This window comes from Bacillus sp. LSHTCR4 (genome assembly GCF_057197025.1).
In genome coordinates this window covers 439,061-452,759 of the sequence record NZ_JBXUNO010000003.1, presented here as the reverse complement: position 1 = coordinate 452,759, position 13,699 = coordinate 439,061, and the positions used below count along the sequence as shown (strand labels likewise).

At 36.1% G+C, this 13,699-nt stretch carries 16 protein-coding genes; 9 read left to right on the top strand and 7 right to left on the bottom strand.

What is annotated here, in order from left to right; all coding sequences use genetic code 11:
• Nucleotides 1–86: 86 nt before the first annotated feature.
• Nucleotides 87–1,382 (top strand): homoserine dehydrogenase, encoded by a 1,296-nt coding sequence (locus AC2CGR_RS21815; protein WP_000659095.1) that lies wholly within the window; start codon nt 87–89, stop codon nt 1,380–1,382.
• Nucleotides 1,383–1,406: 24 nt separating this feature from the next.
• Here the strand turns inward: AC2CGR_RS21815 and AC2CGR_RS21810 are convergent, their stop codons facing one another.
• Complete coding sequence (locus tag AC2CGR_RS21810) at nt 1,407–2,033, bottom strand: YczE/YyaS/YitT family protein (protein WP_029441130.1); 627 nt, start codon at nt 2,031–2,033, stop codon at nt 1,407–1,409.
• Between the two features lie 97 nt (nt 2,034–2,130).
• Here AC2CGR_RS21810 and AC2CGR_RS21805 point away from each other — a divergent pair, with 97 nt between their 5' ends.
• The 5 genes from AC2CGR_RS21805 to AC2CGR_RS21785 are packed head-to-tail and all read left to right on the top strand — an operon-like array spanning nt 2,131 to nt 6,596.
• Nucleotides 2,131–3,108, top strand: coding sequence for a LacI family DNA-binding transcriptional regulator (locus tag AC2CGR_RS21805; RefSeq protein WP_087968499.1), 978 nt, complete (start codon nt 2,131–2,133; stop codon nt 3,106–3,108).
• 10 nt (nt 3,109–3,118) lie between these two features.
• Entirely contained in the window at nt 3,119–4,000 is an 882-nt protein-coding gene (locus AC2CGR_RS21800; protein WP_002022849.1) for an SGNH/GDSL hydrolase family protein, read from the top strand.
• Nucleotides 3,997–4,914: an ABC transporter ATP-binding protein gene (locus AC2CGR_RS21795; protein WP_088308136.1), complete on the top strand. Its 918-nt coding sequence runs from the start codon at nt 3,997–3,999 to the stop codon at nt 4,912–4,914. Before AC2CGR_RS21800 ends, AC2CGR_RS21795 begins: the two co-directional genes overlap by 4 nt.
• On the top strand, nt 4,907–5,899 hold the full coding sequence (locus AC2CGR_RS21790; protein WP_087968497.1) for an ABC transporter permease subunit: 993 nt from the start codon (nt 4,907–4,909) through the stop codon (nt 5,897–5,899). The genes AC2CGR_RS21795 and AC2CGR_RS21790 overlap by 8 nt, the downstream gene beginning before the upstream one ends.
• Nucleotides 5,900–5,918: 19 nt before the next feature.
• Complete coding sequence (locus AC2CGR_RS21785) at nt 5,919–6,596, top strand: uracil-DNA glycosylase (protein WP_270184634.1); 678 nt, start codon at nt 5,919–5,921, stop codon at nt 6,594–6,596.
• 41 nt (nt 6,597–6,637) lie between these two features.
• Here AC2CGR_RS21785 and AC2CGR_RS21780 read toward each other — a convergent pair whose 3' ends face one another.
• The 3 genes from AC2CGR_RS21780 to AC2CGR_RS21770 form a co-directional block, all read right to left on the bottom strand.
• Complete coding sequence (locus AC2CGR_RS21780) at nt 6,638–6,931, bottom strand: DUF3817 domain-containing protein (RefSeq protein ID WP_000953396.1); 294 nt, start codon at nt 6,929–6,931, stop codon at nt 6,638–6,640.
• Nucleotides 6,932–7,140: 209 nt separating this feature from the next.
• Nucleotides 7,141–7,962 (bottom strand): Cof-type HAD-IIB family hydrolase, encoded by an 822-nt coding sequence (locus tag AC2CGR_RS21775; RefSeq protein WP_087968496.1) that lies wholly within the window; start codon nt 7,960–7,962, stop codon nt 7,141–7,143.
• Nucleotides 7,963–8,203: 241 nt separating this feature from the next.
• Complete coding sequence (locus AC2CGR_RS21770) at nt 8,204–9,487, bottom strand: purine/pyrimidine permease (RefSeq protein WP_484481140.1); 1,284 nt, start codon at nt 9,485–9,487, stop codon at nt 8,204–8,206.
• 95 nt (nt 9,488–9,582) lie between these two features.
• Here AC2CGR_RS21770 and AC2CGR_RS21765 point away from each other — a divergent pair, with 95 nt between their 5' ends.
• The 3 genes from AC2CGR_RS21765 (at nt 9,583) to AC2CGR_RS21755 (ending at nt 11,299) form a co-directional block, all read left to right on the top strand.
• On the top strand, nt 9,583–10,575 hold the full coding sequence (locus AC2CGR_RS21765) for a potassium channel family protein (protein ID WP_131101203.1): 993 nt from the start codon (nt 9,583–9,585) through the stop codon (nt 10,573–10,575).
• Nucleotides 10,576–10,581: 6 nt separating this feature from the next.
• Nucleotides 10,582–10,866: a YwdI family protein gene (locus AC2CGR_RS21760; protein WP_029441120.1), complete on the top strand. Its 285-nt coding sequence runs from the start codon at nt 10,582–10,584 to the stop codon at nt 10,864–10,866.
• Nucleotides 10,867–10,930: 64 nt separating this feature from the next.
• On the top strand, nt 10,931–11,299 hold the full coding sequence (locus AC2CGR_RS21755; protein WP_000688322.1) for a DUF423 domain-containing protein: 369 nt from the start codon (nt 10,931–10,933) through the stop codon (nt 11,297–11,299).
• A gap of 31 nt (nt 11,300–11,330) precedes the next feature.
• Here the strand turns inward: AC2CGR_RS21755 and gerQ are convergent, their stop codons facing one another.
• The 3 genes from gerQ to AC2CGR_RS21740 form a co-directional block, all read right to left on the bottom strand.
• On the bottom strand, nt 11,331–11,759 hold the full coding sequence (gene gerQ, locus AC2CGR_RS21750) for a spore coat protein GerQ (RefSeq protein ID WP_000068648.1): 429 nt from the start codon (nt 11,757–11,759) through the stop codon (nt 11,331–11,333).
• 27 nt (nt 11,760–11,786) lie between these two features.
• The gene (gene cwlJ, locus AC2CGR_RS21745) at nt 11,787–12,209 is read right to left on the bottom strand and encodes a cell wall hydrolase CwlJ (protein WP_000538159.1); all 423 of its coding nucleotides are present in this window, start codon (nt 12,207–12,209) and stop codon (nt 11,787–11,789) included.
• A 173-nt stretch (nt 12,210–12,382) separates the two neighbouring features.
• Nucleotides 12,383–13,654, bottom strand: coding sequence for a serine hydrolase (locus AC2CGR_RS21740; RefSeq protein ID WP_484481139.1), 1,272 nt, complete (start codon nt 13,652–13,654; stop codon nt 12,383–12,385).
• Nucleotides 13,655–13,699 lie beyond the last annotated feature (45 nt).

The following is a 13,699-nucleotide window of genomic DNA, read 5'->3' as shown; positions in this document are numbered from 1 at the left end:
TTCCGAATGTTCAAAAAACATTGTTTTTCAGATTTTTTATTCATATAATTTCATCTAAACACAATTTTTGAGGGGTGGACAGTATTATGAAAGAAATTCAAGTTGGCTTATTAGGTCTTGGGACAGTTGGTAGCGGGGTAGTTCGTATCATTACAGATCACCAAGAGCGACTTATACACCAAGTAGGTTGTCCTGTAAAAGTAACGAAAGTACTAGTACAAAATATTGAAAAAGAGAGAGAAGTAGAGGTACCTTCTACTCTATTAACACAAGATGCACATGAAATTTTAGACAATCCAAACATCGACGTTGTCATCGAAGTAATGGGTGGCATTGATGATGCAAAAGCATATATTTTGCAAGCTTTACAAAGCGGGAAGCATGTTGTGACTGCCAATAAAGATTTAATGGCGTTACATGGGGCGGAACTATTAGCGGTAGCAAAAGATAATAAAGCTGATTTATTTTATGAAGCCAGTGTAGCCGGAGGGATTCCGATTTTACGAAGTATCGTAGAAGGACTTTCTTCAGATCTTATTACGAAAGTAATGGGAATTGTAAATGGAACGACAAATTTTATTTTGACGAAAATGTCAGATGAAGGGAGAGCATATAACGACGTGTTAAAAGAAGCCCAGCAACTTGGATTTGCAGAAGCAGATCCAACATCAGATGTAGAAGGTTTAGATGCAGCAAGAAAAATGACGATTTTGGCTACCCTTGGTTTCTCTACAAATGTAGAGCTTGGAGATGTGAAGGTAAAAGGGATTACTTCTATTACAGAAGAAGATATTGAATACAGTAAGAGTTTAGGATACACGATTAAATTAATCGGTCTTGCGAAGCGAGATGGTGAAAAATTAGAGGTTACAGTTGAACCGACACTACTTCCAAATACACATCCTCTTGCGGCCGTACAAAACGAATATAACGCTGTATATGTGTATGGTGAAGCAGTTGGAGAAACGATGTTTTATGGACCAGGTGCAGGAAGTTTACCAACAGCAACAGCTGTTGTTTCAGATTTAGTAGCTGTCATGCAAAATATTAGATTAGGTGTAAACGGAAATAGTGCAGTATCCCCGCAGTATAAAAAGGTATTAAAAGAGCCAGACGAAATTGTTGTGAAGAAATTTTTAAGACTTCATGTAAAAGATGAAATTGGTGTATTTGCAAAAATCACTTCATTATTCTCTGAGCGTGGTGTTAGCTTTGAAAAGATTATTCAAATGCCTCTTGAAGAGAAAGGAAAGGCTGAAATTGTAATTGTAACGCATCGTGCGTCTCTTGCTGATTATGATTATATTCTACATACGTTGCAAGGGTATGAAGAAATAGATTGTGTGAAGGCAAATTATCGAATTGAAGGGGATGCAAAGTAGTATCCCCTCTAAGAAAAAAACCTATTAAGCGGCTTGCTTAATAGGTTTTTTTCTATTTAAAATCTTCGTACCAACTTGAATAAATGCTTGAATAATCCAGCCTGTTGTAAAAGATAAGATGATTGTTCCAAAATAGATAGGTCCATCTAATAAAAAGCTTAATGTTAAAAATAAAAATGCTAATGAAATTTCTGTTTTTCTAAATGTCCATTTCTTTTTCTCAGCAACTGTTAAAACGAAAGCTTCTTGCGGTGCTGCACAAAGGTTTGTAGAGACATAAAGACCAATTCCGGCTCCAACGAATAGATTTCCGCAAATAAGTGTTATATATTTTGGAAGAGAGCGGACAGCGTCCATAATAGTTGTAATGGAACCAATCCAATCAACAAAAAGAGAGATAAGAACCATTGTTACGATTGTACCGATTGTAATTTGTCTTTTATTCCAAAAGAGGACGATAAGGGTAAAAGCAAAGTTAATCATGAAAATCCAAAAACCGATACTTATCCCGAAATTTTGATATAGTGCAATAAAGAAGGAATCATAAGGGCTAAGTCCAAAGGAAGTAATTGTCGTCATCATATTAATACCGATGGCGAGAATAAGTAGACCACCAATGAAAAATATATGTTCTAATTTGAATCGAAGCATAGTTGTATATCCTTTCAAAATGTATTTGCTAGGAAAGGATATATTGTGGAAAGCTTACCAGGTCAAGGGAGAATTTTTGTGAAAAGGGGAAAATGAGATGACGAATATAAGAAAGATTGCGGAACTCGCTGGGGTATCTGTTTCAACTGTTTCACGTGTACTAAATAATCATCCGTACGTAAATGAACAGAAACGAAAAGAAATTTTAGCAATTATAGAAGAGTTAAATTATACGCAAAATGTGAATGCAATTCATTTAGTGAAAGGAAAAACGAATGTAATTGGTGTTTTATTACCGCACGTAAATGATCAATATTATAGTGCTATTATTGAGGGGATATCAAAGGAAACAGCAAAGAATAATTATAATATGATGCTTTGCCAGACGAATTATAGCGAAGAAAGAGAACTAGAAATTTTAAATATGTTAAAAATGAAAAAGCTTGATGGGGTTATTATTTGTTCTCGGGCAAATAGTAAGGAGAAGCTTGAAGAATATACGAAATTCGGCCCGATTGTTATGTGTGAAGAAATAGATTCAAAATGCATTTCAAGTGTCCATATCGATTACTACAAAGTATTTTCACGTGGGATGAAAAGCTTAATAGATGCCGGCCATACACGTATTGGATATTGTATTGGAAGAAGTAATAGTGTTAATAGCCAAAGAAGAAAGAAGGCGTATGAAGATTCGCTTCAACAGAGTATCGTAACACCGTTAGAGACCTGGAAATTTGAGGGTTGTTTTACAGTGGAAGATGGGCGCAATGTAATTAGAGAATGGGCTTATATGTCAGTAAAACCGACGGCGTTCCTTGTATCTTGTAACCATATTGCAGCGGGGATGGTTACAGAAGCAAAAAAACAAGGAATTCGTATTCCGGGGGACATTACGATTATCGGGTGTGATGATCAAGAGGTGGCAGATATATTGGGTATAACGACGATTTCGCATTCTAGTAAAAACGTTGGAGTGAAAGCGTTCGAATTATTATATGAAAAGATTAATGAAGAGAAATTAGATGTGAAGCATATAGAGTTATTACCGGAGTTAGTAGAAAGAGAAACGACATAATTGAGAAGGTATGAAAATCGCTTTTCAAAATTTCGTTTGGTATAATTATGGACAATCTATGAGGGCTAAAAGGGGTTTTGATATGAGATCAAAAGTAGTAAAAGTAATTCTACTCATTACAATTGCATCTTTCTGTTTATTTGCATATGGCTTTGTTTCAGGTGTAAATGATGTATTAAATCCGAAAGCTTCAAATTTAATTAAAAAGACCGATGTAGTGGCAAAAGAGAAAAAGAAAACGGGAACGTTACAAATCGTCAGTTTAGGTGATTCATTAACGCGTGGCGTTGGTGATAAAGAAGGAATTGGCTATGTTGGGCGAATGAAAGAGGATTTACAAAAAGATTATAAGCAAAAAATTGCATTAACAAATTTAGCAGTTAGTGGTGCAAAAATGCCCGATTTATTAAAACAAATTGAAAGTAATGGCGCTCAATATTCGATTAAACAAGCAGATGTAATCGTGTTAACGATTGGTGGGAATGATTTGTTCCCAGGCTGGGAATCGCTTGGGAAAATAGATTTAGAGACGTATCGTCCTGACACAGAAACATTTCAAAATGAAGCAAAGAAAATTATAGAAGAAATTCGTAAATTAAATACAGATAGTCCGATTTTTTGGCTTGGTTTATACAATCCTTTTGAAGATGTAGAAGATTTAAAAGGGTCTTCAAACATTGTTGTGGACTGGAATGCATCTTTAGAGAAGTTAGCGCTAAACGATAAAAATGTGTATATTACACCGACATTTGATTTATTCCAAAACCGTGGGAAAGATTTATTATACTCTGATCATTTCCATCCGAACGAAGTAGGTTATACGTATATGGCAGAACGTTTAGTTCAAAATGTTGTAAGTAAATTAAAACTAGAACAAGGAGGGGTAAAATGACGACGATACTTTCCGTACGAGACTTGAAGAAGGTAATTGGAAAGAAGACTCTTGTAGAGAATATTTCCTTTGATGTAAAGCAAGGAGAAGTGTTCGGATTCTTAGGACCAAATGGTGCTGGAAAGACGACTACCATTCGAATGTTAGTCGGATTGATTAAGGCGACAGAAGGTACGATTTCTATCGGTGGTTATTCGATTAAGGAAAATTTTAGAGAAGCGATGCGTCAAATTGGGAGTATCGTTGAAAACCCAGAGTTGTATACATATTTAACGGGATGGGAAAATTTAAAGCAATTTGCTCGTATGTTAGGTGATATATCAGATGAACGTATTATTGAAATTGCTGAAATGGTTCATTTAGATGAAAGAATTCATGACAAGGTAAAAACGTACTCACTTGGTATGAAACAACGCCTTGGAATTGCACAGGCGCTCCTTGGGAATCCAAAATTGCTCATATTAGATGAGCCAACGAATGGTTTAGATCCAGCAGGGATTAGAGAACTTAGGGAATTTATACATAAGCTTGTAAAAGAAGAAAATATGAGCGTGTTTATTTCAAGTCACTTGCTAAGTGAAGTGCAAATGATATGCGATCGCGTTGCTATTATTCATAAAGGAAAGATGATAACAGTTGCCAAGGTTGAAGAATTAATTAAAACAGCAAGTGATCGTGTAGAATGGATTGTTACACCGATTTCTAAGGCGAAAGATATGCTAGAAGCGGCCGAGGAAATAAGAGAAGTGAGTGTAGAAGGCGAGCGATTACTATGCCGCATGGATATTGCATCTATAAGTAGTTGGAATAAACACTTTGTCGAAAATGAAATAGATGTACATAGCGTTAAGGAGCTTGTATTTACGCTAGAAGATTTATTTATTGAACTCACAAGGGGTGAGCAGCATGCGTGAATTTGCGAATCTAGTTTTAAATGAATCAGAAAAGATTTACCGCAAGAAACGTATTTTTGTTGTCATGCTTATTTTAGCAATCTTGATCCCGCTTTTTGTGTACGCGCAGTATCGTGAAATAGAAACGACACAAAAAAGACTCGGTACAACTGATTGGAAGGTTTCATTGCAACAGCAAATTGTTGATTCTCAGAACCGGTTGAACAATTCTAGGTTGCCAGAAGAATGGCGTGATTGGTTAAAGGTAAGAGTTGAGCAACAACAATATTATTTAGATCATGATATTAATCCGATGGCACCGGGTGCACCGACTTTTGTCAGAGCATTTATTGAACAAGGAATTACATTATTTATTCCGCTTCTCGTAATGATTGTCGCCATTGATATCGTTTCAGGAGAACGAAGTGATGGGACGATGAAGATGTTACTTACGCGGCCGATTCGGCGCTGGAAAATACTCCTTAGTAAATACGTGACGATGTTATTTTTCATTTCGCTCATACTATTTCTTGTAGGTTTGTTTGCTTACATATTATCAGGGCTTGTATTTGGGTACTCGGGATGGAATTTACCTGTTTTAACAGGATTCGTCATTGATAAGGAAACGTTAAATACGAACTTTGTGCATCTTATTCCACAGTGGCAATACATCTTAATGGCGTATGGACTAGCCTGGTTTGTTGCTATCGTTGTCGGAACTATATCATTTATGGTCTCTGTTTTAATTCGTAATACACCAGCTGGTATGGGCGTTATGCTAGCTGCATTAATTGCAGGCGGTATTTTAAGCTCGTTCGCAACATCTTGGGAAGGTGCGAAATATATTTTTAGTGTAAATTTATCATTAACGGATTATTTATCAGGAAAATTACCTGCATTACAAGGTTTATCGATGGGATTTTCTTTAATGAATTTAACTGTTTGGGCAGTTGTTTCCCTTATTATTTCGTTCGTAGTATTTACAAGACAGGATATGGTGAATTAATTAGACAGGAAGTGACAGTATGGAAAATGTTTTAAAGAATGATTGGGAGCCACTATTGGCACCAGAATTCGAGAAAGAGTATTATCTTACTCTATCCAGTTTTTTGACAGAAGAATACAGCACGCATGTTGTTTATCCGAAGGTAGAAGATATTTTTAACGCTCTTCAGTATACAAGTTATGAAAATACAAAGGTTGTTATTTTAGGACAAGATCCATATCATGGACCGAATCAAGCGCATGGTTTAAGCTTTTCTGTACAACCTGGTGTTAAAACACCACCATCATTGTTAAATATGTATAAAGAACTGCGAGATGAATATGGTTATGAAATCCCGAATAACGGTTATCTAGTAAAATGGGCGGAACAAGGAGTATTATTACTAAATACCGTATTAACAGTTCGTCAAGGTGAAGCAAATTCTCATAAGGGAAAAGGATGGGAGCATTTCACAGATCGTGTGATTGAACTGTTGAACGAACGTGAAAAGCCAGTTATTTTCATATTGTGGGGGCGCCATGCGCAGGCGAAGAAGAAGTTAATTACGAATCCGAATCATCATATTATCGAATCTGTACATCCAAGCCCATTATCGGCAAGACGTGGTTTCTTTGGTAGTAAGCCGTATTCTAAAGTAAATACGATTTTAGCTAATATGGGTGAGAGAGAAATTGATTGGGAAATTTCAAATTTATAAATAGAAAAGGTAGTTAACAGTCGTTAACTACCTTTTTATTATTATTGTTGCTCGTTCTTTAATTTTGCATCTAGTACAAAAGTACCAAATGGGATAACTGATGAAACGAATGCTCCAAGTGCCCATAAAATTGATTTACGGTGTACGATTGTTACTTGAATTACTGCAAAGATGAATAGAATAAATAGAACACCATGAGCCATGCCTGTAATTTTAACAGCTGTTGCAAATCCTGCGAAATATTTCAATGGCATTGCTACAAATAATAGTAATAGGAAAGAAATACCCTCAACTAGTCCAATTGCTCTTAATCGTCCGATTGGTGTAGATAACATAAAGTAGCCTCCTTTAACGTATGCTTGTATATAATAAATTTGTATTCTTTTTCAAAATAAAATAGTCTATTTTGTTTCATTATATACAAAAAGGAACTTTACACTACGAGAATAGTGCAAAGTTCAAAATATAGTCACAAAAGCATGAGAATTTAAATAAAAACCCATTTGAAGTATTTGACTTCAAATAGGTTTTGTGAATGAAAATATTAAACAAGTACATCCGTTTTTAAAACGAATTTCTCTACAACTTTTGCAACACCATCGTTCATATTTGTATCTGTTACGTAGTTTGCAATTTCTTTAATATCATCAGGTGCATTGCCCATTGCAACGCCAAGACCAGCAAATTCAATCATTGCTTGGTCGTTATAGCTATCGCCCATTGCGATAACTTCTTCACGCTTAATGCCAAGCTTTTGAATCAGTTTGTTTAAGCTCGTTCCTTTTGTAACACCGGCTTCTGTAAATTCTAAGAAGAATGGTTTTGAACGCATAACGCTTAATTGACCTTCTAGTTGTTTTTGTAGTTTCTTTTCAACTTCAACAAGGCGTTCAGCCTCTTTATTCATTAATATTTTTACTACAGGCTCTTTAACTGCGGCTTTAAAGTCATCTACTACAACAATTGGCATACCAGTGATATCGCCCTCAATTTCAGTATAAGGATTATTTTCTTCCGTTACGATATCATCGCCCATATAAGTATGAATCCATACATCTTCCGTTTTACTAATTTCAAATAGGTTGTGAACGATTTCAGGAGATAGCGTACTACTAAAGATTTCTTCGTTTGTTTTACAGTTAATAATTTTTGCGCCATTAAAAGATAGAATGAAACTGCCGTATTCCTCTAAACGAAGTTCTTTCGCCACATTGCGCATACCAAATGTTGGACGACCAGAAGCAAGTACAACTTTTACACCTTGCTCTTGTGCAGTCATTAGAGCTTCTTTCGTGCGAGGTGAAATAGTATGGTCGTCACGTAATAAAGTATCATCTAAATCTAAAACAATCATTTTATAAGTCATATTGAAAATTCCTCTCTTTGTTGAAATAGAAATAAAGTTTTATGAAGATATTGGGGAATATATAGTAAGACATCGAACTTCTTTATATGAAGCTAGGAGAAGTTCTGTATTGTTAGTATAAATTACCATGGGTGTATTGCCCATGATAATTTATACACTTATTTGCAACTATTTATTAGTCACGCTTTATTATTATCGTAACAACTCTAAAGATAGAGTGCAATAATGGAAGTTTGCCAATTTACGATGGTTGTTTTCCTGTTGAACGAGAAAATAGTATTTCGAGCAAGATTGCCATTACAGCCCCAAGAACGAGACCGTTACTTAAGAACGAAGCTAGAAATGGTGGAAGAGTGGAATATGCTTCTGCTGGAACAAACATAACCCCGACTCCTGTAAAGATTGAAAGACCCGCTACTTTAAATAATCGTTCTTTATCCTGTACAGTTTCGTATTCGCGAAAGGCGAGGCCAATCATGCTTGCAAATACAGGATAAATAGCGGCATAACCAACTGCAACTGGTATTGCTGCAAAGAATGAAGTGATCTTTGGGAATATACTAACGACAATAATAAAGCTTGACCCTAATATAAATGGGAGGCGTTTATAAATATTAGTCGTTGCAATAAAACCTGCTGACCCAGAAATAGCGACAGGTCCGATAGCCGAAAACAGGCCGCCTAGCAATTGATTGATTCCGGTTATAATGCCGGCCTGTTTAAAACGATCTGATGCAGTATTTTCTTCATATTTAGAGACAATCTTTTGCACAACACGAATACTTGCTAACATATTTGTTAGAAGTAATAATGTAACAAATATGACCGTAATTACCATGTTCCATTCAACACGAGGCATTCCGAAAACAAATAGGGACGGAAAACGAATTATATCTGTCACAGGCGTTACTGGATTAGACAACCCAAAGCACGCGAATAATATCCAGCCGCAAACGATACTGAAAAGAACAGAGTATTGCCCAATAATAGGTAGCTTCATGACGAAAAAGGATAGTAAAATAACAATGAGTGAAAGAATAAATACATTAGGTTGTACTTCTGTATGTTTTCCATCAAGGCCGAACATTCCTTTTAAGAAGGAACCACTAAGTTGTGCAACAAGAAGAAATAAGTACGTTCCAATGACTGTTGGTGTAAAATAGCGAACTAGTTTATCAATAAGTCCAAAAACGCTAAGAATAATACAAATAATGCCGCTTAATAGGAAGGCGTATTGAAGGACTTTAAGCGTTTCATTGCTTGACCCAAATAATACGACACCTAAACTTGCGTAAAGGGAGAAAATCCCCCACCAAAGTCCTGCGGGACCTTCTTGAATAGGAAGTTTATGTCCAAATATAGCTTGCAGTAGACCGGCAAAGCCAAGAACAAATAATGTTCTTTGTACGAATGCAATAGCTTCTGCACCACCTAGGCCATAACTAGTTGCAACGCTAATTGGTACAATAAGGCTCCCAGCTAAAATAAATAGCGCCCATTGTAAGGCGGAAAGAAATGTTTTCATTATATCAACCTCTTTCATAGATTCCGTATCTAGTATATATGTATTTCATTTCTACTGGCAAAGATTGTAGATAGAGAAAAGAGTTGAAACACGATATGAATGCACGTAAGCAATTATGGATAGCAGTTATATGTATGACTTTTGTTGTAATTCTAGGAACGTTAGGATTTATGACGATTGAAGAGATTAGTTTGTTTCAAGCATTTTGGATGACGATGATTACTGTATTAACTGTTGGATACGGAGATGCCGTTCCTGTAACACAGGCAGGGAAAATTTTTGCGCTTCTTATCATACCGGTTGGCGTCGGTATCGTTACGTATGCAATTGGTGTAGTGGCAGCTATGATTATTGAAGGGAATTTATTTCATGCAGTGCGGAGGAAGAAGATGGATAAACAAATAGCACAGTTACAAAATCATATTATCGTATGTGGTTGCGGTAGAGTGGGGCTTCAAGTTGTACATGAATTGCAAGAAAAGAAAATTCCATTTGTCGTCGTGGATAAGGATGAAAGCATATTAGAGAAGGAAAAACTTTTGTATGTACATGGAGATGCAACAGAAGACCAAGTGCTACATCATGCTGGAATTTCAAAGGCAGCTGGTTTAGTTGCCATCGTGGCAAATGACGCTGAGAATGTATTTATTACATTAACGGCAAGAGGATTAAACGATGCAATTAAAATTGTGGCAAGAGCAGAAAAACCAGAAACCGAAGACAAATTAAAGAGGGCTGGGGCAAATAAGGTGATTAATCCATCTAGTATGGCAGGAATTCATATTGCAAAAGGTATTGCGAATCCGTTAACAGTTCATTATATTGATACAGTACTGTATGGCGTGGAGCAGTCATTTGTAATTGAAGAAATTGCAGTCGGCGAGGGCTCTATTTTAGCTAGTAGATCGTTACTAGAGAGTGATGTGAGAAATCAATTTGATGTAACAATTTTAGCGATTTTGAGAAATGGAAATGTTATACATAATCCAACGGGGCAGGAAAAACTGCAAGAACATGATATGATAATAGTATTTGGTTCAGTAGAGAAACTGGGTCAATTTGAGAAAGAACTACAAAGTAAGAGGTGACGAGGAATGCAAATATCGAGCGATAAGATTTTAAATAAAATGGCGAATGAAATTGCAAAGGCAAAAGGTAGTGAAGGACAAAAATCAAAAGAGCATTTATTAGTTGTGCGTGCTTTATGTGATTTATTATTAGATGAGCAGGTTGAATCTTCTACGTATAGAGAGCCACAAATTCAATCACAAATAATTGGATCACAACCAATCACGATGCAACCAATTGCACCGGTTTCTGATGAGCCAGTATATATAAAAGAAAGTGATGCAAACGGTAATTCTTTATTTGATTTTTAGAGGATAAATCGTTTGGCTTATATGAAAAAATTGCTTATGATAAAAGTAAAAAAGGGGAATTAAGATGAAAATTTTCTTTTTACTAGGTTGTATTGCAGCGGGGCTATCTGTTGCGTTAGGGGCTTTTGGAGCACACGGTTTAGAAAATAAAGTTTCTGCGAAAATGTTAGAAGTTTGGAAAACAGGTGTTACATATCAAATGTTTCATGCAGGTGGACTATTTGTAGTTGCTTTATTAATGGATAAAATTCAATCATCACTCTTAACTACTGCTGGTTGGCTTATGGTAGCTGGGATCATTATGTTCTCGGGTAGTCTGTATGCATTAAGTACAACAGGTATTAAGTTCTTTGGTCCAATTACACCTCTTGGTGGTGTAGCGTTTATTGTGGCATGGATCTTAGTTGGAACTGCAGTTGTAAAAGGATTATAAAAAAACAAAAGCTGGCATACGCCAGCTTTTCTTATGGTCTTGGAGCATAAGTTGCTTGTTGACTAGGCAAATACGTAATTTCTTCTGGGAATTCTACATAATCTAAGTAAATCATTAATAATAAATAACGTTTCCCTGATTGTGGCTCACTAATTACGATATGATCACGACCAGCTGCTTCGATAATACCTGTATACGATTGTGTACCGAGTGAACTACCACGTTCATAAGTCATTACAACTGTGGCTTGCTTGCCCTTGTTCAAGCGAAGAATATTTTCAATATATGACTGTTCTAGAGGTAACATGCCTTGAGATACAGCATATTGAGCTTGCGCAGCTTGTTGTTGCATTGCTTGCTGTTGTTGCTGTTGCTGTGGAGTCATTTGTTGCGGTTGTACGTAAGTTCCAGATGGTTGATAGAAACCTGTTCCGTAATACGGATTTTGTTGCTGTGCCATTCAAAAATCCCTCCTTGTTTTCATTCCTTAATAAATGCTAGGGCAATCCCCAGCATTTGGCTGGAAAAAGCAGTGCTTTTTGAAGCGACCAGAGTTTTGTTGATTATACCAAGTTGGCGGACAAGGGCCTTCAGGTCTAAAAAACCATAAGGCAAAATTTGCAGGCCAAAAACGTTGTCCTTGAATCGTTCGCCTTGCTAATGCGATATCTTGTTCTCTTGCGCGTTGATAAAAATACCCTTTTTGAGTTGCCTCAAAACCGCCAGGATTTTGATAAACCATTTGACGTAAATTACGTATTTTTTTAAAGTCTAAACAATTTCCGCGGACACGATTTACTCCAACGTTTCCGACCATTAACATCCCCTGTTGTCCTTCTCCTTCAGCTTCAGCACGCATCAGTCTGGCTAATAACTTTACATCTTCTTCGTTATACGCGATAACGCCCATTATGTGTCACCTCTCTTTTTGGAATACCTTGTGGAAAGAGGTTTATTTCTAGATGAAGTGTGTAACGATTACTAGTTCATACGTATGAGAAAAAGGACTCAGATATGACAACCAAACGAAGTTTTACATTGAGAGTGGAAAATAAAAAAAGCTAGCGTGAGCCAGCTTTTTTATTAAAAAACTTTAGACCATAAATTTGAGAAGAAATCACCAATAGAGCGCATTGTTAACACAAACCAATTTGCTTTTTCAACTTCTTCTGTCGTTTTTGCAGTAATTTTCATACTTTTACTACCATCTAAGAAACCATATTTATCAGTCGATTCTAAAGTAATCGATCCTACTTTTGCATCTTTCTTAATAGGAGCAATTAAATGACCATCTTCAGCAAGAGATTTATCAACTTCAGTCCCAATTTTATAAGGGTCTTTGCTACCTTTTTTCGCAATTAAGGTTATTTCTTTTTCCGGTGCAACAGTTACTTGATCTTCTTTCCCTTGTACTACAGAGAGTGTATTGTTTTTATCAACCTTTAGTTTTTGTTTTTCGAAGTTATTAAATCCGTATTCGATTAACTCACGAGATTCTGTGAAGCGCTCGTCCATTGATTTTGTTTTAATAATAACCGAAATAAGACGTACATCACCACGTTTAGCAGTAATAGTAAATCCATATCCAGCTGTATCAGAACTTCCGGTTTTTAAACCATCAGTACCTTCATAAGCGAAAGCAGCTCCTGGTAACATCCAGTTCCAGTTTTCCATACGAATTGGTTTCGGATGATTATCTGGGAAGTTTCTAAATCTTTGTTTTGTATCCTCTAGCATTTCTGGATACTTTGTAATCATTGCTTTTGAAAGTATACCCATATCGCGAGCTGACATAGAGTTTTCCGCATTTGGATCAGTACCCTCAGGATGTTTTCCTTTTAAGTCAGCGTTATTTAAACCAGTAGCGTTTACAAATTTATATTTCTTTAACCCTAGTTTTTTTGCATGTTCATTTGCAAGATTTAAGAAGTCTTTCTCACTTCCTGCAAGAAGTTCTGCTAAGGCAATACTAGATCCGTTTGCAGAGAAGATAACGATAGAATGATATAGTTCTCTTACAGTATATTGACGCCCTTTTTCGAACGGTACGTTAGAGAATTCGTTATTACGTGAAATTTCATAAGCGTAATCGGAAATATTTACCTTTGTATCCCATGTGATTTTTCCTGCTTTAATTGCTTCTAATACAGCATAAACAACAATTAACTTTGACATACTAGCGATAGCTAGTAATTCATCAGGATTTTGTTCATGCAGTATTTTTCCTGTATCTGCATCAAATAGGAGTGCAGCAGCTGCCTCAATGTGTATTTTTTCTTCTGCATGGGATGTTGTTACTCCTAAGGAAGAAATTGACAATAAAAGTACTAGTAAAATAGACAAGATTTTCTTCATATAGATTATCACCTTCGCATCGTTATTAGCATGTAGCTCGTACCA